The organism is Cupriavidus cauae (assembly GCF_026210475.1).
In the GTDB taxonomy this organism is placed as follows: Bacteria; Pseudomonadota; Gammaproteobacteria; order Burkholderiales; family Burkholderiaceae; genus Cupriavidus; species Cupriavidus cauae.
Genome location: NZ_CP080293.1, coordinates 3253160 through 3278493, shown reverse-complemented (window position 1 = coordinate 3278493; position 25334 = coordinate 3253160). Strand labels below are relative to the sequence as shown.

General features: G+C 68.4%; 19 protein-coding genes and 1 tRNA gene. 13 read left to right on the top strand and 7 right to left on the bottom strand.

Features of this window, described 5'->3' with window-relative positions; translation table 11 throughout:
• Nucleotides 1-131 precede the first annotated feature (131 nt).
• The gene (tsaD, locus tag KZ686_RS14600; RefSeq protein WP_150084913.1) at nt 132-1166 is read right to left on the bottom strand and encodes a tRNA (adenosine(37)-N6)-threonylcarbamoyltransferase complex transferase subunit TsaD; all 1035 of its coding nucleotides are present in this window, start codon (nt 1164-1166) and stop codon (nt 132-134) included.
• Between the two features lie 116 nt (nt 1167-1282).
• Here tsaD and KZ686_RS14595 point away from each other — a divergent pair, with 116 nt between their 5' ends.
• The 9 genes from KZ686_RS14595 to KZ686_RS14555 all read left to right on the top strand — a co-directional run bounded on the left by KZ686_RS14595 (nt 1283) and on the right by KZ686_RS14555 (nt 12282).
• Entirely contained in the window at nt 1283-2605 is a 1323-nt protein-coding gene (locus KZ686_RS14595; RefSeq protein WP_265632695.1) for a BaiN/RdsA family NAD(P)/FAD-dependent oxidoreductase, read from the top strand.
• Between the two features lie 129 nt (nt 2606-2734).
• Nucleotides 2735-2947 carry a 30S ribosomal protein S21 gene (gene rpsU / locus KZ686_RS14590; protein WP_006576196.1) on the top strand — a complete coding sequence of 71 codons (213 nt, stop codon included), beginning with the start codon at nt 2735-2737 and terminating at the stop codon, nt 2945-2947.
• A 152-nt stretch (nt 2948-3099) separates the two neighbouring features.
• A complete protein-coding gene (locus tag KZ686_RS14585; protein WP_149316949.1) occupies nt 3100-3549 on the top strand; it encodes a GatB/YqeY domain-containing protein in 450 nt (149 codons plus the stop codon).
• A gap of 225 nt (nt 3550-3774) precedes the next feature.
• Entirely contained in the window at nt 3775-5586 is a 1812-nt protein-coding gene (gene dnaG / locus KZ686_RS14580; RefSeq protein ID WP_265632694.1) for a DNA primase, read from the top strand.
• Between the two features lie 207 nt (nt 5587-5793).
• Nucleotides 5794-8373 carry an RNA polymerase sigma factor RpoD gene (rpoD, locus tag KZ686_RS14575; RefSeq protein ID WP_265632693.1) on the top strand — a complete coding sequence of 860 codons (2580 nt, stop codon included), beginning with the start codon at nt 5794-5796 and terminating at the stop codon, nt 8371-8373.
• Nucleotides 8374-8434: 61 nt separating this feature from the next.
• Nucleotides 8435-8513 (top strand) — tRNA-Ile (locus KZ686_RS14570).
• 135 nt (nt 8514-8648) lie between these two features.
• Nucleotides 8649-8867 (top strand): KTSC domain-containing protein, encoded by a 219-nt coding sequence (locus tag KZ686_RS14565; protein ID WP_226107464.1) that lies wholly within the window; start codon nt 8649-8651, stop codon nt 8865-8867.
• A gap of 113 nt (nt 8868-8980) precedes the next feature.
• Nucleotides 8981-9655 carry a CPBP family glutamic-type intramembrane protease gene (locus KZ686_RS14560; RefSeq protein ID WP_265632691.1) on the top strand — a complete coding sequence of 225 codons (675 nt, stop codon included), beginning with the start codon at nt 8981-8983 and terminating at the stop codon, nt 9653-9655.
• 221 nt (nt 9656-9876) lie between these two features.
• Nucleotides 9877-12282 (top strand): DNA polymerase II, encoded by a 2406-nt coding sequence (locus tag KZ686_RS14555; protein ID WP_265632690.1) that lies wholly within the window; start codon nt 9877-9879, stop codon nt 12280-12282.
• Nucleotides 12283-12343: 61 nt separating this feature from the next.
• On the opposite strand, the gene KZ686_RS14550 is transcribed toward KZ686_RS14555, so the two are convergent.
• The 3 genes from KZ686_RS14550 to KZ686_RS14540 all read right to left on the bottom strand — a co-directional run bounded on the left by KZ686_RS14550 (nt 12344) and on the right by KZ686_RS14540 (nt 15307).
• The gene (locus KZ686_RS14550) at nt 12344-13030 is read right to left on the bottom strand and encodes a hydrolase (protein WP_149316953.1); all 687 of its coding nucleotides are present in this window, start codon (nt 13028-13030) and stop codon (nt 12344-12346) included.
• A gap of 196 nt (nt 13031-13226) precedes the next feature.
• Nucleotides 13227-14195 (bottom strand): LysR family transcriptional regulator, encoded by a 969-nt coding sequence (locus KZ686_RS14545; protein WP_265632689.1) that lies wholly within the window; start codon nt 14193-14195, stop codon nt 13227-13229.
• Between the two features lie 326 nt (nt 14196-14521).
• The gene (locus tag KZ686_RS14540) at nt 14522-15307 is read right to left on the bottom strand and encodes an IclR family transcriptional regulator domain-containing protein (protein WP_265632688.1); all 786 of its coding nucleotides are present in this window, start codon (nt 15305-15307) and stop codon (nt 14522-14524) included.
• Between the two features lie 237 nt (nt 15308-15544).
• On the opposite strand from KZ686_RS14540, the gene KZ686_RS14535 reads away from it, so the two are divergent.
• Complete coding sequence (locus KZ686_RS14535; protein ID WP_265632687.1) at nt 15545-17245, top strand: acyl CoA:acetate/3-ketoacid CoA transferase; 1701 nt, start codon at nt 15545-15547, stop codon at nt 17243-17245.
• Between the two features lie 316 nt (nt 17246-17561).
• On the top strand, nt 17562-18560 hold the full coding sequence (locus tag KZ686_RS14530) for a Bug family tripartite tricarboxylate transporter substrate binding protein (protein WP_149316957.1): 999 nt from the start codon (nt 17562-17564) through the stop codon (nt 18558-18560).
• A gap of 221 nt (nt 18561-18781) precedes the next feature.
• On the opposite strand, the gene KZ686_RS14525 is transcribed toward KZ686_RS14530, so the two are convergent.
• On the bottom strand, nt 18782-20227 hold the full coding sequence (locus tag KZ686_RS14525) for a D-serine ammonia-lyase (protein WP_265632686.1): 1446 nt from the start codon (nt 20225-20227) through the stop codon (nt 18782-18784).
• Nucleotides 20228-20392: 165 nt separating this feature from the next.
• On the opposite strand from KZ686_RS14525, the gene KZ686_RS14520 reads away from it, so the two are divergent.
• Both KZ686_RS14520 and KZ686_RS14515 read left to right on the top strand, forming a co-directional pair.
• Nucleotides 20393-21388 (top strand): LysR substrate-binding domain-containing protein, encoded by a 996-nt coding sequence (locus KZ686_RS14520; protein ID WP_265632685.1) that lies wholly within the window; start codon nt 20393-20395, stop codon nt 21386-21388.
• Nucleotides 21389-21686: 298 nt separating this feature from the next.
• Complete coding sequence (locus tag KZ686_RS14515; protein WP_265632684.1) at nt 21687-23186, top strand: DEAD/DEAH box helicase; 1500 nt, start codon at nt 21687-21689, stop codon at nt 23184-23186.
• 74 nt (nt 23187-23260) lie between these two features.
• Here the strand turns inward: KZ686_RS14515 and gluQRS are convergent, their stop codons facing one another.
• Both gluQRS and KZ686_RS14505 read right to left on the bottom strand, forming a co-directional pair.
• Nucleotides 23261-24181 (bottom strand): tRNA glutamyl-Q(34) synthetase GluQRS, encoded by a 921-nt coding sequence (gluQRS, locus tag KZ686_RS14510; RefSeq protein ID WP_226107480.1) that lies wholly within the window; start codon nt 24179-24181, stop codon nt 23261-23263.
• 126 nt (nt 24182-24307) lie between these two features.
• Entirely contained in the window at nt 24308-25231 is a 924-nt protein-coding gene (locus KZ686_RS14505) for a LysR family transcriptional regulator (RefSeq protein ID WP_149316961.1), read from the bottom strand.
• Nucleotides 25232-25334: the final 103 nt, after the last annotated feature.

Sequence of the window (25334 nt, the reverse complement as noted above, 5' to 3'; positions counted from 1 at the left end):
TGGCGTTTTTTTTTCGCTGATGCGCCCTGCGGTTCAGGCGGGGGTCATGGGGCGGGCCACGGGGCAGGTCAGGGCGTGGCTCATGGCGCAGGTTATTGCGCCGGTCATGGCCTGCTGGCACATGGCGCCGCTCATTGCACCGCAGGCAGCCGCAGATCCGACAGATCCCAGCGCGGCGTGACGCCGTAGCCGTACTCGCGCTGCGCCAGTTGCGGCGCGGCCTGCAGCCGCATCGCGCCGGCGAAGGCGATCATCGCGCCGTTGTCGGTGCAGAAGGCGAGGTCGGGATAGAACACCTGCGCGCGGCGCTTCGCCGCCAGCTCGTCGAGCCGTTCGCGCAACTGGCGGTTGGCGCCGACGCCGCCGGCGACCACCAGCCGCTTGTGGCCGGTCACCTTCAGCGCCGCCATCGACTTGGCGGCGAGCACATCGACGATCGCGTCGACGAAGGCGCGCGCCAGGTTGGCGCGATCCTGCTCGCAGATATTGCCGAGCTTGCGCGCCTGCGTCAGCACGGCGGTCTTCAGGCCGGCGAACGAGAAATCCAGATTGCCCGAATGCAGCATCGGCCGCGGCAGTTCGTAGGCGCCCGGCAGGCCGAACTCGGCCAGCCGCGACACTTCCGGCCCGCCGGGGTAGCCCAGGCCGAGCAGCTTGGCGGTCTTGTCGAAGGCCTCGCCCGCGGCGTCGTCCAGCGTCTCGCCGAGCAGCGCGTAGTCGCCGATGCCGCGCACTTCCATCAGCTGCGTATGGCCGCCCGATACCAGCAGCGCGACGAAGGGGAAGGCGGGCGGATTCGGCGTCAGCAGCGGCGACAGCAGATGGCCTTCCAGATGATGAACGCCGAGCATCGGCACATCGAGGGCGAATCCCAGCGCGTTGGCCACCGAGGCGCCGACCAGCAGCGCGCCGGCCAGGCCCGGGCCCTGCGTGAAGGCGATCGCGTCGATATCGCCGCGCTTGCGGCCGGCCTCGTCCAGCACCTGCTGCAGCAGCGGCAGCACGCGGCGGATATGGTCGCGCGAGGCCAGCTCCGGCACCACGCCGCCGTAGTCGCGGTGCATCGCGATCTGCGAATGCAGCGCGTGCGCGAGCAGGCCGGCCTCGGTGTCGTAGAGGGCCAGGCCGGTTTCGTCACAGGAGGATTCGATGCCGAGAACGAGCATGGTGTAAGGCGGGGTCCAGGAGTCCCGAGGTGGCTGCGGGGCAAAGCCTGTGAGGGTAGCACAGCAGGCCATTGCCCGCTTTTCGCTACAATCGCCGATTCTCCAGCAGGACAGTCATGCCACAGTCGCACCCAGCAGTGCCCCCATCGGCGCGCCCATTATCGCGCCAGCCGTCGTCATCGTCCCGGGCCGGGCGCTACGACGTCGCCGTGCTCGGCGCCGGGGCGGCGGGAATGATGTGCGCCGCGGTCGCGGGCCAGCAGGGCGCCCGCGTGGTGCTGATCGACCATGCCACGCGGCTCGCCGAGAAGATCCGCATCTCCGGCGGCGGGCGCTGCAATTTCACCAATCTGCATGCCGGTCCCGCGAACTACCTGTCCGACAACCCGCATTTCTGCCGCTCGGCGCTGGCGCGCTATACGCCGCAGGACTTTCTCGCGCTGATGCGGCGCCATCAGATCGACTGGCACGAGAAGCACCGCGGCCAGCTGTTCTGCAACGACAGCGCCGAGCAGGTCATCGAGATGCTGCGCGCCGAGTGCGGCGCGGGGCAGGTGCACTGGCGCACCGGCTGCACGGTCGCCGAGGTCCGGCGCGAAGGGGACGATTTTCTACTGCTGACGCCCGACGGCCCGGTGCGCGCGGGCGCCCTGGTCGTCGCGACCGGCGGGCTGTCGATCCCGAAGATCGGCGCCACCGACTTCGGCTACCGGATCGCTCGCCAGTTCGGCTTGCCGATCGTGGAAACCCGGCCAGCGCTGGTGCCGTTGACCTTCGATGGGGCCGCCTGGCAGCCGTTCGCGCCGCTGGCAGGTTTGTCCAAGGAAGTCGATATCGCCACCGGCAAGGGCAAGGAGGCCGGCGCCTTCCGCGAGGATCTGCTGTGGACCCACCGCGGGCTGTCCGGCCCGGCGGTGCTGCAGATCTCCAGCTACTGGCGCCCCGGCACGCCGATCACCATCGACCTGTTCGAGGGCGAGGACGCGGCGGCCTGGCTGCTGGAGGCCAAGAACGGCACCCGCAAGCATCTTGGCAATCTGCTGGCCGCGCGCATGCCGGCACGGCTGGCCGACGCCTGGTGCCAGGCGGCAGGGCTGGACGCCGCCAGGCTGCCGCACGATCTGCCCGACAAGGCGCTGCGCAAGCTGGGCGAGGCGCTGAACCGCTGGCAGCTGGTGCCGTCCGGCACCGAGGGCTACCGCAAGGCCGAGGTCACGCGCGGCGGGGGCGATACGCGCGCGCTGTCGTCCAGCACGATGATGGCGCGCTCGGTGCCGAACCTGTACTTCATCGGCGAGGTGGTTGACGTCACCGGGTGGCTCGGTGGCTACAATTTCCAGTGGGCTTGGGCGTCCGGCGTCGCGGCCGGCAAGGCGGTGGCCGAGAACGTTCGGGCCGTGGCCCAGGCATCCGGCGATGGGGTCGCGTCTTCGACGTAATTGCGGACCAGACCCGCCGCCAACTGAACGCGCCGAAAAGCAACCCGGCCGCCAAGTAAACTGGTACGCTTGACGGATTTCGTGCTAGACTCCAAGTCTTCGTAAAACCGCTAACTCCTTTTTTGGCACATGACCACGATTCGCCTCAAAGAAAACGAGCCGTTTGAAGTTGCAATGCGTCGTTTCAAGCGCACCATTGAAAAGAACGGTTTGATTACTGAACTGCGGGCGCGCGAGTTTTATGAAAAGCCGACGGCAGAGCGGAAGCGCAAGAAGGCAGCGGCGGTGAAGCGCCACTACAAGCGCATTCGCAGCCAGATGCTGCCGAAGAAGCTGTACTGATCGACCAGTCGATCGGCTGATCGCCTTTCCGCGTCAGCATCCCGACCCGCTGTGGGCCTTGCTCCGGCGGGTTTTTGTGTTGGTGCTGCGCTTCCCTGTCCGCCCTGGCTCGTCGCGGTTTTGTGCCGACGAGTTCACCTGGAAAGATTGCCATGTCCCTCAAGCAACGAATCAGCGATGACATGAAGGCCGCCATGCGGGCGCGCGAGTCCGAGCGGCTCGGCACGATCCGGCTGCTGCTGGCGGCGATCAAGCAGCGCGAGGTCGACGAGCGGACGGAGTTGGACGATGCCGCCGTGCTGGCGGTGGTCGAAAAGCTGATCAAGCAGCGCAAGGATTCGATCTCGCAGTTCCAGCAGGCCGGCCGCACCGATCTGGTCGACAAGGAGAGCGCCGAGGTCGAAGTGCTGCAGGTCTACATGCCGGCCGCGCTGTCCGAGGATGAGGTGGCGGCCGAAGTCGCCAAGGCGGTCGCCGAGAGCGGCGCCGCGGGCCCGCAGGACATGGGCAAGGTCATGGCCCTGCTGAAAGGCCGGCTGGCGGGCCGCGCCGATATGAGCGCCGTGTCGGCCCAGGTCAAGGCCGCGTTGACCGGCAAGTAGCGCGGCAGGTAGTGCGGCAAACAGCGCCGGCAAGTCGGGCGCGGCGCCGGTGCGATCGCATGCCGCGGCACAGCATAGTGGCAATATAGTCACAAATTTCTGGCAAGCTGCGATCGACGCACTACAATAATTTCACACTTCGCCGGGTGGAACACCGCCCGGCTTGCATTTCTACAAGGGCTGCCCGAGGTTTGCGGCGGCCGCGTCGTCAGGACGGCCAACCGGGTGATTCCGCAATCCTTCATTCAGGACCTGCTGAACCGCGTCGATATCGTCGATGTGGTGGGCAAGTATGTCCAGCTGAAGAAGGGAGGCGCGAACTTCATGGGGTTGTGCCCCTTCCATAACGAGAAGTCACCATCGTTCACAGTATCGCCGGCCAAGCAGTTCTACCATTGCTTCGGCTGCGGCGCGCATGGGTCGGCCATCGGCTTCCTGATGGAGTACTCCGGGCAGAGCTATCCCGATGCGGTGCGCGAACTGGCGCAGTCGGTCGGCCTCAGCGTGCCCGAGGAGCGCGACCGGTTGCCGCCGGCCCAGCGTGCCGAGCAGCAGGCGAAGTCGCTGGCGCTGTCCGACGCGATGACGCGGGCCGGCGAGTTCTATCGCCGCCAGCTGCGCGGGGCGCCGACGGCGATCCAGTACTTGAAGGGCCGCGGCCTGACGGGCGAGATCGCCGCCCAGTTCGGCATGGGCTATGCGCCGGACGATTGGCAGGGCTTGGAGTCGGTGTTCGGCAGCTATCGCGACGATGCGATTGCGGGCCCGCTGATCGAGGCGGGGCTGCTGATCGAGAGCGAAAAGCGCGACGCCGACGGCAAGCCGCGCCGCTACGACCGCTTCCGCGATCGCATCATGTTCCCGATCCGCAATACCAAGGGACAGGTGATCGGCTTCGGCGGCCGCGTGATGGGGCAGGGCGAGCCCAAGTATCTGAATTCGCCCGAAACGCCGCTGTTCAGCAAGGGCACCGAGCTGTACGGGCTGTTCGAGGCGCGGCATGCGATCCGGGAAACCGGCTATGTGCTGGTGGTCGAAGGCTATATGGATGTGGTGGCGCTGGCTCAACTGGGTTTCGCCAATGCGGTAGCCACGCTGGGCACCGCCTGTACTCCCGTGCATGTGCAGAAGCTGCTGCGCCAGACCGACGCGGTGGTGTTCTCGTTCGACGGCGATGCCGCCGGGCGCCGCGCCGCGCGCCGTGCGCTGGAGGCGTGCCTGCCCTACGTCGCCGACAACAAGACCATCCGCTTCCTGTTCCTGCCCGCCGAGCACGACCCCGACAGCTACGTCCGCGAGGAAGGCACCGAGGCCTTCGCCGCCCAGGTGCGCGATGCGATGCCGCTGTCGCGCTTCCTGCTGCAATGCGTGACCGAGGAGCAGGACCTGCGGCAGCCGGAAGGCCGGGCGCGTGCGCAGTACGAGGCCAAGCCGCTGCTCAAGGCGATGCCGCCCGGCGGCCTGCGCCTGCAGATCGTGCGCGAGCTCGCCGAGGCCACCGGTACCACGCCGGCCGAGATCGAGGCGGTGTGCGGTCTGGGCAGCGACGCCGCGCGGGTCGGCCGCTTCGCCCAGCCGCGTGCGCGGGCACGCCGGCAGGCCCCGGCGGGACTGGAGCAGCGTGTGCTGCAGCTGCTGATGCGCTATCCGGCGCTGTCGGCGCGGCTCGACGACGACGCGCGTGCGTTGCTGCTCGATGCCGATACCGGCGGTTCCGAAGTGCTGGCCCATCTGGTGGCGAGCTGCGACGCCCTGCAGGGCGAGGTCAACTTCGCCGCCTTCAGCGAGCAGCTGGCGCAGTCGCCGTTTGCCGACGTCTATGCCAATGTGCGCGCCGGCGTGTTGCGCGAGGACATCGACGAGGAGCCGGCGACGCTGGAGTTCGACGCGGCGATCGCCAAGCTGCTGGTCGAGCCGCTGCAGCGCGAGTTGACGCAGCTGCAGTCCGCGATCGAGAACGGCACCGCGGACGAGGCGGGCAAGACGCGCATGCGCTGGCTCATCGCGGAGATCCACCGGCGCAAGCGCCTTGGTTGAAAAACGGAATTCGGCCGCCATACCGGAGACAGGTACGCGGCCAACTGGCAACAAACAGGGCAAAAGTCCATCGATTTTGGGCTTAAGCCTTGATTTTTCAGGTGAAAACCTCACCTGTCGGGAAGGCCGGCTAGTGGCGACGTGCTACAATAGCCGGTTTGGATTGCGAAATCTTTCTCTCCAGTTCTGGTGAAAGTGAGCGTGCCAATGGCAAAGGCCAAAGCAACCGAAAAGGTTTCCACTAAGGCTCCCCGAGCGGGGAGCGGCAAGGCGTCGACACAAGCGACCGCGGCGGAAAAGCCCGCCACGCGATCTGCGACGCAAGCCAGGTCTGCGCCAGCCAAGTCAGCGCGTCCCGCCAAGGCGGCCGCAACGACGACACCCACCAGAACCCGCGCATCCGAGAAACAGCCCTCGACTTCGGCACGCGAGAGCGGCAAGAACGCCAATGCAAGCGCGAGCGCAAGCGCGCATACGGCAACAGCGGGCGGCAAACGTGCCGCGTCCGAACCTGTTAAAGGCAAGAGTATCCCCGTGGCGAAACAGCAGAACACCGAAGTCGAGAGCAAGCGAACGGCAGCCGCCGGCGCCAAGACCGCCAGCGCCAAGTCCGGCGCGACCGCGGCGGCGTCCAAGGCGCGCGCCGCCACCTCCGCACCCGTAGCATCCCAGCGTCCCGCTGCGGCCGTCGCGCCGGAGCCCAAGAAGCGCGGCCGCAAGCCCAAGGCCGAGATGCTGCAAGACGAAAGCCATACTGACGACGTGAACGACGAGCTTTACGAAGACGACACGCGTGCCGCCGCGCCGGCGGCCGCTCCGAAGACCGAGAAGCAGAAAGCCAAGGACCGCAAGGCCAAGGAAAAGGCGCTGCTCAAGGAGTTCGCCTCGGCCCAGCAGGGCACCGAGGAAGAGCTCGAGGCGCGCCGCCAGAAGCTCAAGGCGCTGATCAAGCTGGGCAAGTCGCGCGGCTACCTGACCTACGCCGAGATCAACGATCACCTGCCGGACGACATGGTCGATTCGGAAACGATCGACACCCTGGTCGCGACGCTGAATGACATCGGCATCGCCGTCTACGAGCAGGCGCCCGACGCCGAGACGCTGCTGCTCAACGACAATGCCCCGTCCGCCACCAGCGAGGAAGAAGCCGAGGAAGAGGCCGAAGCCGCGCTGTCGACGGTCGACTCCGAATTCGGCCGCACCACCGACCCGGTCCGCATGTACATGCGCGAGATGGGTACCGTCGAGCTGCTGACCCGCGAAGGCGAAATCGAGATCGCCAAGCGCATCGAGGCCGGCCTGAAGGACATGGTGATGGCCATCTCGGCCTGCCCGGTCACGATCTCGGAAATCCTGGCGCACGCCGAGCGCGTCGCCAATGACGAGATCAAGATCGACGAGTTCGTCGACGGCCTGATCGATCCGAACGCCGAAGAGTCGGTCGAGGAAGTCGGCGTGACGCCGGCGGCCGCCGCGGCCTCCGACGACGAGGAACTCGAATCGGACGACGAGGAAGCCGACGAGGACGAGGACGACGACGCCGCCGGCGGCGGTGCCTCGGCACGCCAGCTGGAAGAGCTCAAGGTGGCCGCGCTGGAAAAATTCCGCGTGATCGCCGACCAGTTCGACAAGATGCGCCGCGCCTTCGAGAAGGAAGGCTACAAGTCCAAGCCCTACATCAAGGCGCAGGAAGCCATCCAGAACGAACTGATGGGCATCCGCTTCACCGCGCGTAACGTCGAGCGCCTGTGCGACACGCTGCGCGGCCAGGTCGACGAAGTGCGCAAGCTCGAACGCGCGATCCTGAACATCGTGGTCGACAAGTGCGGCATGCCGCGCGCCGACTTCGTGGCCCGCTTCCCGGGCAACGAGACCAACCTGGACTGGATCCACACGGTCGTCGCCGACAACAAGCCGTACAGCACGATCGTCGAGCGCAACGTGCCGGCCGTGCACGAGCTGCAGCAGAAGCTGATCGACCTGCAGGCGCGCGTGGTGCTGCCGCTGAAGGAACTCAAGGAAGTCAACCGCAAGATGTCCGAGGGCGAGAAGCGCGCCCGCGAGGCCAAGCGCGAGATGACCGAGGCCAACCTGCGTCTGGTGATCTCGATCGCCAAGAAGTACACCAACCGCGGCCTGCAGTTCCTGGACCTGATCCAGGAAGGCAACATCGGCCTGATGAAGGCGGTGGACAAGTTCGAATATCGCCGCGGCTACAAGTTCTCGACCTACGCGACCTGGTGGATCCGTCAGGCCATCACGCGTTCGATCGCCGATCAGGCGCGCACCATCCGTATCCCGGTGCACATGATCGAAACGATCAACAAGATGAACCGCATCTCGCGCCAGATCCTGCAGGAAACCGGCAACGAGCCGGATCCGGCGACGCTGGCCGAGAAGATGGAGATGCCCGAGGACAAGATCCGCAAGATCATGAAGATCGCCAAGGAGCCGATCTCCATGGAAACGCCGATCGGCGACGACGACGATTCCCATCTGGGCGACTTCATCGAGGACACCAACACGCTGGCGCCCGCCGAGGCCGCGCTGCACGGCTCGATGCGCGACGTGGTCAAGGACGTGCTCGATTCGCTGACGCCGCGCGAAGCCAAGGTGCTGCGCATGCGCTTCGGCATCGAAATGAGCACCGACCACACGCTGGAAGAGGTCGGCAAGCAGTTCGACGTCACGCGTGAACGGATCCGTCAGATCGAGGCCAAGGCACTGCGCAAGCTGCGCCACCCGAGCCGCTCCGACAAGCTGAAGAGCTTCCTGGAAGGCAGCTGATAGAACTGCCCTGATGGCCGGCAAGCATCCATGGTGCGGCGGCTATTGGGATCGGTTTTTGGGGCCTCTAGCTCATGCCTGGTTAGAGCAGTGGACTCATAATCCATTGGTGCCGTGTTCGACTCACGGGAGGCCCACCACTGTAGTAAAAAGGGGTTACGTGCAAACGTAACCCCTTTTTGTTGGTGCTCCGGCATCGGCTCCGTCATTGGTTTCAGCACTGGCCTGAGCACTGGCTTGAGCACTGCCTTCGGCACCGGATGAGAACGACAGCCATGTACTTCGATCCCGTCGAATCGTCCGTCGTGGCCGCCATCGGCTACGACTACCGCAAGCGCGTGCTCGGCATCGAGTTCGTCAGCGGCAAGCTCTACCACTATCTCGACGTCCCGGCCAGCGTGTACCGCGATTTCATGGACGCCGACTCCAAGGGCGGATACTTCAACGACTACATCCTGGGCGCCTACGAATACGAGTCCATCCACGAACCATGATGCAGACCCAAGCGATCGACACGAAGCCAATCCCCGAGCGGACCGCTCAGCGAACCCTGAACCGCCGCCTGTTTCTCCTCACCTGGTGTGCCGGCCTTCCCGGCGTGATCGCCATGGCATGGCTGGGGGTGCCGGTGCTGCTGCAGCACCAGGTCCTTCCCGTGCCGATGTGGGTGGTGGGCGTGGCCAGCGGCGTGCAGAGCGCGCTGTTGCTCGCGCTGGCGGCCTTCGCCGGTGCCCGGCTCGCCGGCAAGGCCGGGCTGCGGGCGCAGGCCATGGCCGAGCTGGCGGCGGGCCGGGCGCCGTGGGGCGCGTTGCGTCCGCAGTGCTTGCCGGGCTTGATAGGGGGCCTGCTTGCCGGCGTATTGCTGTGGGGTTTGATCGCGACCGCGCCGCAAGCGGCGGCGCCGATTCACGGCACGACGATGCCGCTGGCCGTGCGGCTGCTGTACGGCGGCGTGACCGAGGAAGTCCTGGTCCGATGGGGACTGATGAGCCTGCTGGTATGGGCGCTGTGGCGCGTATTCCGACGCGGTGCCGCCAACCCGGGCGCGGGGCTGGCCTGGATCGCGATCGCGCTCAGCGCGGTGGTGTTCGGCTTCGCGCATCTGCCCGCCGCGGCAGGGCTGGCCGGGGCGCTGACGTGGCCAGTGGTGCTGCATCTGACCGCGGCCAACGCGGCCTTCGGCGTGATCGCGGGCTTCCTGTTCTGGCGCTACGGCCTCGAGGCGGCCATCATCGCCCACGTGGTGGCGCACCTGACGCTGGCCGCGATGGTCGGCAGGTAAGCGGCAGGTAAGCGGCAGGTAAGAGGCAGGTAAGAGGCAGGTAAGAGGCAGGTAAGAGGCAGGTAAGCGGCAGGCGAGCGGCCGGTGAGCGGGGGGCGAGCGGCAGGTGAGCGGCAGGTCAGCGTCCCTCGGCCCACGAGGCCCCATGTTAGACTCGCCGCCGATCCCCGGCCGCATGCGCCGGCGACGTCCAGATTCCGACCCTTCCCCGACACCCCACCGTGGTCCCGCCGCAGCACGGCTTCATCCTGACCCGCCATTGGCACGACACGCCGGCCGGCACCGAGATCGAAATCTGGTTGGCCACCGATGACGGTCCGCGGCGCCTGCGCCTGCCGCCGCAGCCGTGCGTCGCCTTCATTCCCGAGGAACAGCAGCTGCGCGCCGATGCCTTGCTGCGCGGCGAGCCCCAGGTTGAGCTCAAGCCGCTGGCGCTGAAGGACTTCCGGCTGCGTCCGGTCACCGGCGTCTATTGCCGCCACTACCGGCACCTTCTGCGCATCGAGAAGACGCTGCGGCAGGCCGGCATCGATGTCTACGAGGCCGACATCCGTCCGCCGGAGCGCTACCTGATGGAGCGCTTCATCACCGCGCCGGTGCAGTTTTCCGGGCGGCCCGATGCGGACGGCGCGCTGGTCGACGTGCAGATCCGGCCCGCCGCCAGCTATCGCCCCCAGCTGCGCTGCGTGTCGCTGGATATCGAGACCAGCATGCAGGGCGATCTCTATTCGATCGCGCTGGAAGGCTGCGGCGATCGCACGGTGCTGATGCTCGGTCCGCCGACCGGCAGCGATGCCGGCACGCAGGATTCCCGCGTCGATCCCCGCCTCGATCCCGGCGTCGATTTCCACCTCGAATACTGCGACAACCCGGCCGAGATGCTGCACCGGCTGATCGCCTGGTTCGACCGCCACGACCCCGACGCGATCATCGGCTGGAACCTGGTGCAGTTCGACCTGCGCGTGCTGCGCCAGCATGCCGAGCAGTTGAAGGTGCCGCTGCGCCTGGGCCGCGGCGGCGCGCCGCTCGAATGGCGCCAGCACGGCACGCGCGAGCATCACTACTTCGCCGCGCTGCCCGGACGCCTGATCATCGACGGCATCGAGGCGATGCGATCGGCGACCTGGAGCTTCGCCTCGTTCAGCCTGGAATTCGTCGCCCGCTCGCTGCTCGGCGAGGGCAAGGACATCGACGATCCGTACGACCGGATGGATGCGATCGACCGCATGTTCGCCACCGACAAGGCGGCGCTGGCGCGCTACAACCTGAAGGACTGCGAGCTGGTCACGCGCATCTTCCACAAGGCCGAGCTGCTGCAGTTCCTGCTGGACCGCGCCACCGTCACCGGCCTCGAGGCCGATCGCAGCGGCGGCTCGGTGGCGGCCTTCACGCATCTGTATCTGCCGCGCATGCATCGGCTCGGCTATGTCGCGCCGAACCTGGGCGACCAGCCGGAAGAGGCCAGTCCCGGCGGCTACGTGATGGATTCGCGCCCGGGGCTGTACGACTCGGTGCTGGTGCTCGACTACAAGAGCCTGTATCCGTCGATCATCCGCACCTTCCTGATCGATCCGGTCGGGCTGGTGGAGGGCATGCACAGCGCCGATCCGGCGCAGACCGTGCCGGGCTTTCGCGGCGCGCGCTTCTCGCGCGACAGCCACGCGCTGCCGGCCATCGTCGCCGAGATCTGGCAGGGGCGCGACGCCGCCAAGCGCGACGGCAACAAGCCGCTGTCGCAGGCGCTGAAGATCATCATGAACGCGTTCTACGGCGTGCTGGGCTCGACCGGCTGCCGCTTCTTCGATGCGCGGCTGGCCTCGTCGATCACGATGCGCGGCCACGAGATCATGCGCAGGACGCGCGAGCTGGTCGAGGGGCGCGGCTATACGGTGATCTACGGCGATACCGATTCGACTTTCGTCGCGCTGGGCCGCCGCCACGCCGACGAGGAGGCGGACCGCATCGGGGGCGAGCTGGTCGCGCACATCAACGACTGGTGGCGCGAGCACCTGCGCGAGGCCTACGGGCTGGACAGCGCGCTGGAGATCCAGTACGAGACCCACTACCGGCGCTTCCTGATGCCCACCGTGCGCGGCGCCGAGGATGGCAGCAAGAAGCGCTATGCCGGCCTGGTGCGCGGCGCGGACGGCAGCGAGCAGATGGTGTTCAAGGGGCTGGAGGCGGTGCGCACGGACTGGTCGCCGCTGGCGCAGGCCTTCCAGCAGGAGCTGTATCGGCGCGTCTTCCAGGGCGAGCCGTATGCGGACTATGTGCGCGAGTACGTCGCCAGGCTGCTGCGCGGCGAGCTCGATGCGCTGCTGGTCTATCGCAAGCGCCTGCGCCGGCAGCTCGACGACTACCAGCGCAATGTGCCGCCGCATGTGCGGGCGGCGCGCGTGGCCGACGACTTCAATCGCGAGCGTGGCCGGCCGCTGCAATACCGGCAGGGCGCGTGGATCCAGTACGTGATGACGATCGCGGGGCCGGAACCGCTGGAGGTCCGCCGGGCCCCGATCGACTACGACCACTACCTGAGCCGGCAGCTGCAGCCGGTCGCCGACGCGATCCTGCCCTTCGTCGGCGACGCCTTCGACAACGTGGTCAGCCGGCAGCTGGGGCTGTTCTAGCCGCCGGCGCGTCCGTGGATCGCGTTCCGTGTCGCGTTCAGGTGGGCGTTCAGGCGGGCGTTCAGTTCGCCGCCACCGGAGCGATCGACTCGTGCGGCGTGGCGGTGCGCTGCGCGGCCTTGTGGACCATCGTGTAGGCGTAGTCGATGCCCATGCCGTAGGCGCCCGAATGTTCCTGCGCCAGGCCGATCACGGCGTCGTAGGTGTCGCGGCGCGCCCAGTCGCGTTGCCATTCCAGCGCGACCTGCTGCCAGGTCACCGGCACCACGCCGGCCTGGATCATGCGCTGCATCGCGTAGTCGTGCGCTTCCTTGGTGGTGCCGCCCGAGGCGTCGGCGACCATGTAGATCTCGTAGTCGCCCTCGAGCATCGCGCTCAGCGCAAACGTGGTATTGCAGACCTCGGTCCACAGGCCGGCCACGACCACCTTCCTGCGCCCGTTGGCCTTCAGCGCGTCGCGCACCTTCTGGTCGTCCCACGAATTCATCGAGGTGCGTTCGAGCGTCTTCTGGTTCGGGAACACATCGAGCAGCTCGGGATAGGTGTAGCCCGAAAACGATTCGCTCTCGACCGTGGTGATGATGGTCGGAATCTCGAAGATCTTGGCGGCCTTGGCCAGGCCCACCACATTGTTCTTCATCAGCTGGCGGTCCATCGACTGCACGCCGAAGGCCATCTGCGGCTGGTGGTCGATGATGATCAGCTGGCTGTTTTGCGGGGTCAGGACTTCGAGCTTCGGGTTCGACATGATGGTTCCTTTGGTGAAATTGATTGAATTCGTCGCAGCGCGCGCCTTGTTGCAGTTTGTTGGCGCTGTGGTACCGCGCCGTGGTGCCGATGTGTTGCTGCGATGGGTGAACTATACGGACCAAAGGATTCGAGGAGCCGGGCTCTTTGCGAAATAGTTATTCAATAATTTTGAATTTACGAGGAACGGTCATTTTTCAGCTCGCCGCCGCGTCGGCGTCGCCGTCGGCATCGTCGGCCGTCTCCACCCGCAGCGTCGCCCCCGGCCATTTCCCCTCGCGCACCAGCGTGCGTGCGACATCGGTCAGCACCACGCGCGCGGCCAGCGCGGCCGGCGACAGCTCGTCGTCGTTCAGGCTGACCAGCAGGTTTGGCCGGCTCGCGCGCTCGGCGAGCAGCGGCACGCTGGCGAGCTGGTCGCTGTGGGTGCGGGCCAGCGCCGCGCCGGGCTGGATCGTTGCGCCGAGACCGCCTTGCACCGCGTCCATCAGCACCGCCAGTCCATCGACCTCGGCGACGATGCGCGGCTGCGCCTTGGCATCGTGGAAGCAGCTCGTCACCAGCGCGCGCAGGCCGTGCGTGCCGCTTGGCAGCACCAGCGGCAGCCCCGCCAGCGATGCCATGGCGACGCCTTCGCCGTCGGGCATGCCGGCGAGCGAGCGCACGCCGATCACGAACAGCCGTTCGTCGAGCAGCGGCTGCACCGTCCAGCGCTGCGCCGGCTCGTCGTTGAACAGCATTGCCAGATCGATCTGGCGCGCGTTCAGCATCGAGGCGAGATAGCCCGACAGGCTCTCGACCATGCGCAGCCGCACGTCGGGGTAGCGCTCGGCCATCGCCCGCATGAAGGGCAGGCCGAGCACGCTGGCGGTGGTCGGCGCCAGGCCGACGCTGACATGGCCGGACAGCCGCGCATGCCTGGCCGCCTCGGCGGCATCGTCGATATGCCGCAGCGCCAGCTGAGCCTGCCGCCAGAACGCGAGGCCGGCATCGGTGGGCACCACGCCGCTGGAGGTCCGCTGCAGCAGCCGCGTCGACAGCTCGCTCTCGAGGCGGCTGATCTGCTGGCTCAGGGCCGAGGTGACGACGCCCAGTTCGAGCGCCGCCTTGCCCATGCTGCCGTGCTGCACCACGGTGACGAAGTAGCGCAGTTGTCTGAGTTCCATGGCGCGGTCCCTTGCCAGTTCTTGTCGTGTTCGAAGGCTGCATGGTAGCGAAGATGGCTTTGCGCTCCTCGGCTGTGTCGCGCGCCCGGTGTCTGGCCGGTGTGCGTTTTGTCGGCCGCGCACACGCCGAATGCCGCCTCTCGTGAGCGGCAACGCCATCGCGCCCTACGTTCGGGTGATGTGCTTCGGACAATCCTTGAGCAAGATAGCGCCCGTGGGTGCGAATGCAATTCGACCCCGCTACCACTGATGCCCCGCAGCTCCCCGGCTTGCGGGGCTTTTTTTGTTTGCGCCCTCGGCCTGCCCGAACGGGGCGGGGTTTGGGCTCAGCGGGCGCGCAGTACCGCCTCGATCGCCGCGGCGACCTCGCGCAGCGGCGACAGATAGCGCTCGACCAGCGTGGCGGCACTGCGGCTGCCGAGCACCATGCTGAAGCCCAGGCCGGCGACCACCTTGCCGGTCTGGTCGCGCAGCGGCACCGAGATGCCGGCGAAGCCGTCGACCAGCTCGCTGACCAGCACGCAATGGCCGTCCTCGCGCACCTGCGCCAGCGTGGCGCGCAGCGCCTCGCGCGAATCGATGGTGAACGGCGTCAGCTTGCGCAGCTCGGCGTGCGCGAGGTAGCGCTCCAGCGCCTCGTCATCGAGGCCCGCCAGCAGCACGCGTCCGAGCGAATGCGCGTAAGCCGGCATGCGCCGCCCGATCGCCATGTCCACGCGCAGGATCTGGCGCGGCTCTTCGCGCGCGACCAGCACGACGGCGTCGTCGTCCAGCATGCCGATGGAACAGGTCTCGCCGCAGCGGCTCGCGAGCGCGCGCAGATGCGGCTGCGCCAGCCGCGGCAGGCTCATCGAGGCGAAATAGGCGTAGCCGAGCTCCATCACCCGAGGGGTCAACGAGAACTGCCGGCCGTTCTGCGCCAGATAACCGTTGTGGTGAAGCGTCAACAGCAGCCGGCGCGCCGCTGCCCGCGTGACATCGAGGCGGTCGGCCACGTCCTGCATCGACAGGCTCTCGACGCCGCTGGCGAACAGCCGCAGCAGCGCCAGCCCCTTGTTCAGGGAGTCGAGCAACTCATCCTTTTTCTGCGTCGGGGCCTCGGCTTCGGGCATGGAGAGCGTCCTGGATCGAGCGTTGAAGTGACGTGAAATATACGTCGAAATGGAATTGCGGCGATTCTAGTGCCGACTTCGGGCTTGCGCGAATCGGCCAGTCGTCCGTATGATACGGCGATCCGCGAACAAATGTTCGCAAAACGCGAACCGCAATATTCCGCCGACAAGCGCGCTCCGATGCCGGGCGCCGACGGCGACAGCGGCGCCCCGCGCGCCGCAGCATCAGGAGACAGCATGAAGGTGATCACCGCAGACCAGGCGGCGGCCCTGGTACAGGACCGATGGACGGTGGCAAGCGCCGGCTTCGTCGGGGCCGGCCATGCCGAGGCGGTGACCGAGGCGCTGGAGCGGCGCTTCCTGCAGAGCGGCCTGCCGCGCGACCTGACGCTGGTCTACTCGGCCGGGCAGGGCGATCGCGGCGCACGCGGCGTCAATCATTTCGGCAATGCCGGCATGACCGCGTCGATCGTCGGTGGCCACTGGCGCTCCGCGACGCGGCTGGCGGATCTGGCAATGGCCGAGCAGTGCGAGGGCTACAACCTGCCGCAGGGCGTGCTGACGCACCTGTACCGCGCGATCGCCGGCGGCAAGCCCGGCGTGATGACAAAAATCGGCCTGCACACCTTCGTCGATCCGCGCAGCGAGCGCGATCCGCGCTACCACGGCGGCGCCGTCAACCGGCGCGCCCGCGAGGCGATCGCCGAGGGCCGCGCCAACTGGGTCGAGGCGGTGTCCTTCCGCGGCGACGACTACCTGTTCTATCCAAGCTTCCCGATCCATTGCGCGCTGATCCGCTGCACCGCGGCCGATCCGCGCGGCAACCTGAGCACGCATCGCGAAGCCTTCCACCACGAGCTGCTGGCGATGGCGCAGGCCGCGCACAACTCCGGCGGCATCGTGATCGCGCAGGTCGAGCAGCTGGTCGACCATCACGACAATCTGCAGGCCATCCATGTGCCGGGCATCCTGGTCGACTACGTGGTGGTCAGCGAGGATCCGGCCCATCATCAGATGACCTTCGCCGAGCGCTTCAATCCGGCCTACGTGACGCCGTGGCGCGGCGAGGCGGCGGCGCAGCAGGCGGCGACTGCCGAGGCCGGTGCGGTTGCCAAAGCCGGCGTCGCGCCCGATGCCGATGTTGTGCCCGACATCGATCCCGCGCCCCCAACACTCGACGCCCGCACCATCGCGCAGCGCCGTGCGGTGCTGGAGCTGGCCAGGCGCCGGCCGCGCGTGGTCAATCTGGGCGTCGGCATGCCGGCGGCGGTCGGCATGCTGGCCGAGCAGGCGGGGCTGGACGGCTTCACGCTGACGGTCGAGGCCGGCCCGATCGGCGGCACGCCGGCCGACGGCCTGAGCTTCGGCGCGTCGGCCTATCCCGAGGCGGTGATCGACCAGCCCGCGCAATTCGATTTCTACGAGGGCGGCGGCATCGACCTGGCCATCCTTGGTCTCGCCGAGCTCGACGGCCACGGCAACGTCAACGTCAGCAAGTTCGGCGAGGGCGCGCAGGCGCTGATCGCCGGCGTCGGCGGCTTCATCAACATCACGCAGAGCGCCAAGGCGGTGGTCTTCATGGGCACGCTGACGGCGGGCGGGCTCGAGGTCCGCGCCGAAGGCGGCCAGCTGCAGATCGCGCGCGAGGGACGCGTGAAGAAGATCGTGCCCGAGGTCTCGCACCTGAGCTTCAACGGGCCGTACGTGGCCTCGCTGGGCGTGCCGGTGCTGTACATCACCGAGCGAGCGGTGTTCGAGATGCGAGCCGATGCGAATGGCGAAGCGCGCCTGACGCTGATCGAGATCGCGCCCGGCGTGGACCTGCAGCGCGATGTGCTGGCGCAGTGCGCGACGCCGATCGCGGTCGCGCCGGATCTGCGCACGATGGATGCCTGCCTGTTCCGGCCGGGGCCGTTCTCGATCGCCACGGCGGGCTGACGCGCGCCGGCGGGCCGGCGCGGCCGACGCGGGCCGAGGCGAGCCGACACCCGCCGACGCCCGATGCTCGCCGGCAGCCCGAAGATTTCGCGGGGCGGAGCACCGCCCGCCCTTCCTCCACAACAACGACAAGGCCGGACCACCGGCCACGCAGTACGCCAAGGAGACCAACCACGCCTTGTTTCGACTGGAAATGACGGGATCGATTTGCGCTCCACGGGCCATGGACTGCCCCGCGAGTCGCCGAGAGTTGCCTGTTTCGCCGGCGCCCCCGACGCGGACCGCGCCGATTTCGGATGACGTTTCTCTTGTTGCCATGCAGAACACAAGCCGCCGTACCTTCGCGCGCCGCCTCGGCGCCGCCATGCTGACCCTTTCCCTGCCGCTGTGCGCCACCCAGGCGTTCGCCGACAGCTATCCCTCCAAGCCGATCCGGCTGGTGGTGCCGTTCCCGCCGGGCGGCCCGACCGATACCGCCGCGCGCATCATCGGGCAGAAGCTCAGCGATTCGCTGAAGCAGCCCGTGGTGGTCGACAACCGCCCCGGCGCCTCCGGCACCATCGGCGCCGAGACCGTGGCCAAGAGCGCGCCGGACGGCTACACGCTGCTGGTGCTGGCCACGCCCACGCTGATCGCGCCGCACCTGATCAACCGCAAGGGCTACGACCTGTTCAAGGACTTCGCGCCGATCGGCGCCGCCTACGATCTGCCGATCGTGATGGTGGTCAATCCGAACGCGCTGCCCGACGTGACCACGCTGCAGCAGTACATCGCCAAGGCCAAGGCCAAGCCGGGCGAGATGAACTACACCAGCGCCGGCAACGGCAGCTTCGGCCATCTGTCGACCGAGCTGCTGCAAAACCTGGGCAGCTTCGACGTGCAGCACGTGCCGTACAAGGGCAGCGCGCCGGCGATCTCGGATCTGCTCGCCGGCCAGGTGCCGATGATGTTCTCCGACATGATCGCCGCGCTGCCGCACATCAAGGCCGGCAAGCTGCGTCCGATCGCGGTGGGCTCGGCCAAGCGCGTCAGCTTCACGCCCGAGGTCAAGACCGTGGCCGAGCAGGGCTTCCCGGGCTTCGAGGCGACCGCCTGGGGCGGCCTGCTGGCGCCGGCCGGCACGCCGAAGGACATCATCGCGAAGCTGTCGGCCGAACTGAAGGCCGCGCTGGCCGATCCGACCGTCCAGCAGAAGATGCTGGGCGCGGGCACGGTGGCGGCCTATATGCCGCCGGAACAGTTGGCCGCACGCATGCGCGCCGACGACAAGAAGTGGGGCAAGGTCATCCAGGACAACGGCATCAAGGGCGACTGATACGCCCGCGCCCGTCATGGGCGCACCGTGGCTTGCCTTCTTAGCGGGGTAGGGTGAGGGCTGGCGATCGTATGGTCGCCGGCCCTTGCTTTTTTGTGGCGGACGTCGGTGGCGGACGTCGGTGGCGGCCGTCGATAGCCGCCGGAGATGCCTGCGGTCGATGGCGGCGCTGGATGGCTCCGCTCGATGGTCGCCGGCGATGGCGGCCCGCTCGGCTGCGCTTACTGCCGTGCCGGCGAAGCCGCCAGCGCCTCGCCGCGCGCGAGAAAGCGCCGGTATTCCTCCGGCGGAACGAACAGCCCGCCGGTGGTCCAGACCAGATGCGTGGCGGTGGGCGTCGCGTCGGTCAGGCCATGGCGGGCCAGATAGGCCTGCCCGGCCTCGGTGCCCGTCAGCATCGCCGGCCCTGCGAAGCCCGCCGCGGCCGAGGGCTCGATCTCGATGCCGGCATCACGCCTGGCCAGATACAGGTCGCGGAACAGCTGTTCGTCCGCCACGGTATAGACCCCCGACAGCAGTTCGCGCATCGCCGCCGCGGCCAGCTCGGAGGCGCGCGGCACAGCCAGGCCGTCGGCCTCGGTGCGATTGCTGAGCCCGTAGTCGTAGACCGAAGGATTGCCGCCGGCGCCGTTGACCTCGGCGCCGATCATCTGCACCAGGAAGCAGGGCGACTGCGTCGGCTCGGCGAAGAAGCAATGCGCGTGCGGCCCGTACAGCTGCTTCAGGCCGAAGGCGATGCCGGCCGGCGCGCCGCCGACCCCGCAAGGCAGATAGACGAACAACGGACGCTTCGCGTCGGGCGCGATGCCGTGCTCGCGCAACTGCGCGTCGAGCCGCAACACCGCGGCGCTGTAGCCGAGCAGCAGCGACAGCGAGCGCTCGTCGTCGACGAAATGGCAGAAGGGGTCCTGCTGCGCCTGGGCACGGCCGGCGGCCACCGCCTGCTGGTAGTCGCCCGCGTGCTCGATCACCTCGACGCCGCGCGAGCGCAGCCGGTCCTTCTTCCACGCCTTGGCGTCGGCCGACATGTGCACCACCGCGCGAAAGCCCAGCGCGGACGCCATCACGCCGATGCTCAGGCCCAGATTGCCGGTCGAGCCCACCGCGACCTGGTAGCGAGAGAAGACCGCGCGCGCCGTCGGTTCGGCCAGCCGGCGATAGTCGTCGGGGCTCGCATCCTTGGTGACCAGTCCGTGTTGCAGCGCCAGTCCTTCGGCGAATTCCAGCACCTCGTGGATGCCGCCGCGGGCCTTGATCGAACCGGCCACCGGCAGGCTGTGATCGGCCTTGATCCACAGCGCGCCGCTGCCGGAAGGCAAGCCAATGGCGGGCGCCAGCGCGGCGGCCGGCAGCACCGGCGATTCGATGGCGCCGGCGCTGTCCGCCAGCTCCGGAAACAGCCGCTGCAGCAGCGGGGCGAAACGCGCGAAGCGGGCGTGGGCTGCATGGACATCAGCTAGACTAATGTCCTTCTCGCCCGTGCGGACTGCCGCCGGGGTTTGCGGCGCCAGCAGCGGGTTGGTCCACAGGCAGGGCCGGGCCGCGCCGAGCGCCGCCAGCAGCGCGGCATCGGCCGCGGGAGCCGCCGCGCTTGCCGCCGGGGCGGAGCCGGTGTTTTCGGGCAGGGAAAACGTCGAGTTGGGGCTGGAGTGGTTCACTTCGGTCATCGGTGCGGGAGCGCGGCTGCTGTGCGGTTGTAAAACAGTTGCGTTGTTCTTCGGGTGTCAGGCAGGCCGACCTTGCGGGGGCGCTTTTCCCGCATTGTTCGCGCAACCACCGATTCCGGCAAACCATTCCTGCTGCGCCATGCATTAGCCGCACTAATGACAACGATGACCACGACGCTCTCCGCCTCCCTCCTTGCCTGGCTGCGCTGCTTCGAGGCGGCGGCGCGCCACCACAGCTTCACCCGTGCCGCCGGCGAGCTGTGCGTGACCCAGGGCGCGGTCAGTCAGCAGGTCAAGCACCTGGAGCAATGGCTGGGACGCCCGCTGTTCGTGCGCACGCCGCGCGCGCTGGTGCCGACGCCCGAGGGCGAGCGGCTGCGCGTGGTGCTGCGCGATTCCTTCGAAGCGATCGAAGGCGCGCTGGGCCAGTTGCGCCGCCGCGGCGAGATGGGGCCGGTGTCACTGTCCTGTTCCCCTTCGTTCGCGATGCGCTGGCTGACGCCGCGGCTGGGCAGCTTCTTCCGCGACCATGCCGATATCGGCCTGCGCGTGCAGGGCGAATTCCAGGCGCTGGACCGCGGCCGGATGCTGCGCGAGGGCATCGACGCGGCGGTGCGCTTCGATCCGGGTGCCTACCGCGACGTGCACGCGCGGCGCTTCCTCGACGAATGGCTGCTGCCGGTGGCCAGCCCCGCCTTCGTCGCCGCGCATCCGGAGCTGCGTTCGCCGGCCGACCTGCGCGGCGAGCTGCTGCTGCACGACGCCAGCCCCTGGGACGGCGCCGGAGAATTCGACGAATGGGGCGCGTGGCTGGAGCAGGCCGGCGTCACGGTGCCGGACCTGGCGCAGGGCCAGCGCTTCAACCTGTCGCAGCTGGCGATCGGCGCGGCGCTGGCGGGGCAGGGCGTCGCGATGGGGCGGACCGCGCTGGTGCTGGAAGACCTGCAGGCCGGCCGGCTGGTCGACCTGTTCGGCCTGCATCTGCCCAGCCAGGCCGCCTACTACTTCGTCTCGGCTCACGGCCAGAGCCCGGAAGTGGCTGCCATCGAAAGCTGGCTGGAGGCCGAGGGGGCGCGCTTTCGCGCGGCACGGACGCTGTGGCTGACGCGGGCCGCCGCGCCGGGCAAGGGTCGCCGGCCACCGCCGCGGCGCTCCCGATAGCTTGCCGGGGCCAGGGAGCGCCCGTACCACACTCCCGAGCGCCGCACTACCCCGCACCTGCCCGCTGTTGTAGAATCTAAGTCTTTGATTCTGTAGCGCTATTGATCGGCTTGCCAGATGTTGCCGATCTCGACGCGGCAGGGGCCTCGAAATCGGCGCCGGAATGCGGTGCCGACCCCACAGCCCCACTCCGCCCTTGCCGCCCAGGCCAAGTGCTGCGCGGCTTCCGCCAGTTCCATTGCGTTCGATCGATGCGTGTCCGCTGGCGCCGGGTTCGCCTTCGCCAGACACCCATACCATGACCACCACCACGAACACGAACACCACTGCTGTACCGACTTCCACCGACGACATCACCTTCGACAGCTTCGGGCTCGACCCGCGCGTGCTGCGGGCGCTGACGGAGCAGGGCTATACCAAGCCGACGCCGATCCAGGCGCAGGCGATCCCGGTGGTGCTGCTGGGCAAGGACGTGATGGGCGCGGCGCAGACCGGCACCGGCAAGACCGCGGGCTTCGCGCTGCCGATCATCCAGCGCCTGCTGCCGCTGGCCAACGCCAGCGCCTCGCCGGCGCGGCACCCGGTGCGCGCGCTGATGCTGGCGCCGACGCGCGAACTGGCCGACCAGGTCTACGACAACGTGGCCCGCTATGCGCGCCACACCGACCTGCGCAGCACCGTGGTGTTCGGCGGCGTCGACATGAATCCGCAGACCGACGCGCTGCGGCGCGGCGTCGAGATCCTGGTCGCGACCCCGGGCCGCCTGCTCGACCACGTGCAGCAGAAGTCGGTCAACCTGTCGCAGGTGCAGATGCTGGTGCTGGACGAAGCCGACCGCATGCTCGACATGGGCTTCCTGCCAGACCTGCAGCGCATCATCAACCTGCTGCCGGCCAAGCGCCAGACGCTGCTGTTCTCCGCGACCTTCTCGCCCGAGATCAAGAAGCTGGCGGCCAGCTATCTGCACCAGCCGGTGACGATCGAAGTGGCGCGCAGCAATTCGGCCAACGAGAACGTGCGCCAGACCGTGTACCAGGTGCAGGACGGCCAGAAGCAGGAGGCCGTGGTGCATCTGCTGAAGCAGCGCGCCGAACAGGGCCTGTCGCGCCAGTGCATCGTCTTCGTCAACAGCAAGATCGGCTGCTCGCGCCTGGCGCGCCATCTGGAGCGCGAGGGCATCAATGCCGCCGCGATCCACGGCGACAAGACCCAGACCGAGCGGATGCAGACGCTGGAAGGCTTCAAGCAGGGCAACATCGACGCGCTCGTTGCGACCGACGTCGCCGCGCGCGGCCTCGACATCGCCGACATGCCCTGCGTGATCAACTTCGATCTGCCGTTCAACGCCGAGGACTATGTGCACCGGATCGGCCGTACCGGCCGTGCGGGTGCCACCGGCGACGCGCTGTCGATCTTCGTGCCGGGCGACGAGCGCCTGCTGGCCGATATCGAGAAGATGCTGAAGCGGCAGATTCCGCGGGCGCAGCTCGAGGGCTTCGATCCGGCGGCTGCGCGCTTCCGTGCCGCCGACGACGACCGCCGCCGCGGCCGCTCGAGCGAACCGCGCCGCCCGCGCGCCGACAGCGAGGACCGTCCGCGCAAGACCGATCACGGCAATGCGCGCAACGCCTTCCGGCCGGCCGACGATCCCTTCTTCTCGCGGCCCTACGAGCCGAGCCCGAGCGCATCGTCGGCGCCTGCGGAGCCGACGCTCGATCCGCGCCAGGTCGGCCTGGCACGCGCCCGGCCGAAGCGCCCCGTCGCCGCGCTGCTCGGCGGCGTGCCGCGCAAGTCCTGATTCCTGCTCGCCTTCCGGGCGCTTCCCGGCGAAGCGTTTCGTCACGACGCGCCGCCTGACGACGGCGCGGTTCCCTAACTGGCCGCCGGTGTCACCCACCTCGCGGCCCACTGCGCCGTCGCCTCGGCCAGCCAGCCCTCCACATCGGTGCGGCCGCTGCGCAAGTCCAGATGCGCGCCGGCCGCGCGCAGCGCGTCCAGCGGCGCGAGCGCGTCGACCGCTTCGGCGCCGGTCTGCTTGCTCAGTTTCTCCCCGATCTCGTTGACCACCACCGGCACATGCAGATAGGCCGGCGTCGGCAACCCCAGCAGCCGCTGCAGATGAATCTGCCGCGGCGTCGAATCCAGCAGGTCGGCGCCGCGCACGATATGCGTGATGCCCTGCAGCCCGTCGTCGACCACCACCGCCAGTTGATACGCCCATAGGCCGTCGGCCCGGCGCAGCACGAAGTCGCCCAGCTCGGTGGCCAGGTCCTGGCATTGCCGGCCCTGCCAGCGATCGTCGAAGCACAGCAGCGCCGCTTCGCCGTCCGGCACGCGCACGCGCCAGGCGCGCGGCAGCTTGCCGTGCAGGCCGTTGCGGCAGGTGCCGGGATAGGCCAGGGTCTGATGGCGCTCGCGCACGTGCCGCAGCGAGTCGGCGATCTCCTTGCGCGAGCAGCCGCAGGGATAGACCAGCCCGGCCGCCTCGAGCCGGTGCAGCGCGTCGGCGTACAGCGCCTCGCGCCGGCTCTGCCAGACCGGCTCCTCGTCCGGATGCAGGCCCAGGCGGTCGAGCGTCTGCAGGATCTGGCGGTCGGCGTCGCGCACGCAGCGGGGATAGTCGATGTCCTCGATGCGCACCAGCCACCGGCCGCGATGGGCGCGCGCGTCGAGCCAGCTTGCCAGCGCGGTGACCAACGAGCCCAGATGCAGCGGCCCGGTGGGGGAGGGGGCGAAGCGGCCGCGGTAGGGTGGATCTGACGGCCGGCCATCTCGCGGCCGGCTATCCGGCAACTGACGGTCGGACGGCGGAAGATCGGACGGCTGAAGATCGGACGACCGACGGCCGGCGGGCCGGGGTTCTGACGGCCGACGATCCGATGGCTGATCGGTCTGCCCCGGTACTGCTGTCATGTCCGGCTACTCCGGCGCGCCCGGTTGTTGCGACAGCAGCGCCTGCGCCAGCCGGGGATTCTGCAGCTTGTCGGTCCACCATTGCAGCGCCTTGCCGCGATGGCTGGTGCGCCAGGCGATGGTGAAGGTGCCCGGCGCGCGCACCTCGACGGTCTCGCGCACCTGCAGCACGCCGCTCTCGATATGCGGCTGCGCCATCGGCGCCGGCAGCCAGCCGCAGCCCAGGCCGCGGATCTGCGCATCGAGCTTGTCGCGCATGGTCGGCACCACCAGCATGTCCTGCCCGGCCAGCACGCCATGCGTGCGCGCCGGCAGATTGCGCGAGGTGTCGCCGACCGCGACGATGCGGTGGCGGGCAATCTGCGTGCTGGTCAGCGGGCCGGGCTCGGTGGCGAGCGGATGGTGAGCGGCGACCGCGAACACGAACGGCATCGCGCCGAGCGAGCGGATCTGGAAGCCCTGCGTGCTGGGCGCGTCGTAGGCGCCGCCGATCACCAGGTCGGCGCGGTTGCTGACCAGCGCGTCCCAGGAGCCGCCCAGCACCTCCTTGGCGAAGCGCAGCCGCGTGGCGCTGTTCTCCGCGTAGAAGTCCTGGATCACCGGCAGCAGCGCGCGGAAATTGATCAGGTCGTCGACCACGATATTGAGGCTGGCCTCCCAGCCGGTGGCCAGGCGCTTGACCCGGCGCGCCAGGTCGTCGGCCGCGTGCAGCAGGTGGCGGCCCTCGTCGAGCAGCGCGCGGCCGGCCGGGGTCAGCTCGGCACGGTGGCGGCGCCGATCGAACAGCAGCACGTCGAGGTCTTCCTCCAGCCGGCGCACCACATAGGTGAGCGCCGACGGCACCTTGCCCATTTCATGCGCGGCGGCCGCGAAGCTGCCCTTGCGTTCGATCGCGTCGAGAACTTCCAGGGATTCGAGAGAGAGTGGCATATTCAGAAATTCTGAATGAGTGCTTGCAAATGGCCCGCCGCCAATATAGCGCAGGCGTCCTAAACTTCCTAGCATCGTTGCAGAACAGACGGTCCATATGCAA

Bases quoted from the DNA above. Each gene is read 5' to 3' on its own strand.
- KZ686_RS14585 (WP_149316949.1), top strand. From the start codon at position 3,100: ATGTCCCTCAAGCAACGAATCAGCGATGACATGAAGGCCGCCATGCGG.
- KZ686_RS14550 (WP_149316953.1), bottom strand. From the start codon at position 13,030: ATGTCGAACCCGAAGCTCGAAGTCCTGACCCCGCAAAACAGCCAGCTG.
- KZ686_RS14525 (WP_265632686.1), bottom strand. From the start codon at position 20,227: ATGACCGAAGTGAACCACTCCAGCCCCAACTCGACGTTTTCCCTGCCC.
- KZ686_RS14540 (WP_265632688.1), bottom strand. From the start codon at position 15,307: ATGCCCGAAGCCGAGGCCCCGACGCAGAAAAAGGATGAGTTGCTCGAC.
- KZ686_RS14515 (WP_265632684.1), top strand. From the start codon at position 21,687: ATGACCACCACCACGAACACGAACACCACTGCTGTACCGACTTCCACC.
- KZ686_RS14530 (WP_149316957.1), top strand. From the start codon at position 17,562: ATGCAGAACACAAGCCGCCGTACCTTCGCGCGCCGCCTCGGCGCCGCC.
- KZ686_RS14545 (WP_265632689.1), bottom strand. From the start codon at position 14,195: ATGGAACTCAGACAACTGCGCTACTTCGTCACCGTGGTGCAGCACGGC.
- rpsU (WP_006576196.1), top strand. From the start codon at position 2,735: ATGACCACGATTCGCCTCAAAGAAAACGAGCCGTTTGAAGTTGCAATG.
- rpoD (WP_265632693.1), top strand. From the start codon at position 5,794: ATGGCAAAGGCCAAAGCAACCGAAAAGGTTTCCACTAAGGCTCCCCGA.
- tsaD (WP_150084913.1), bottom strand. From the start codon at position 1,166: ATGCTCGTTCTCGGCATCGAATCCTCCTGTGACGAAACCGGCCTGGCC.
- KZ686_RS14505 (WP_149316961.1), bottom strand. From the start codon at position 25,231: ATGCCACTCTCTCTCGAATCCCTGGAAGTTCTCGACGCGATCGAACGC.
- KZ686_RS14535 (WP_265632687.1), top strand. From the start codon at position 15,545: ATGAAGGTGATCACCGCAGACCAGGCGGCGGCCCTGGTACAGGACCGA.
- KZ686_RS14520 (WP_265632685.1), top strand. From the start codon at position 20,393: ATGACCACGACGCTCTCCGCCTCCCTCCTTGCCTGGCTGCGCTGCTTC.
- KZ686_RS14565 (WP_226107464.1), top strand. From the start codon at position 8,649: ATGTACTTCGATCCCGTCGAATCGTCCGTCGTGGCCGCCATCGGCTAC.
- KZ686_RS14560 (WP_265632691.1), top strand. From the start codon at position 8,981: ATGGCATGGCTGGGGGTGCCGGTGCTGCTGCAGCACCAGGTCCTTCCC.
- KZ686_RS14595 (WP_265632695.1), top strand. From the start codon at position 1,283: ATGCCACAGTCGCACCCAGCAGTGCCCCCATCGGCGCGCCCATTATCG.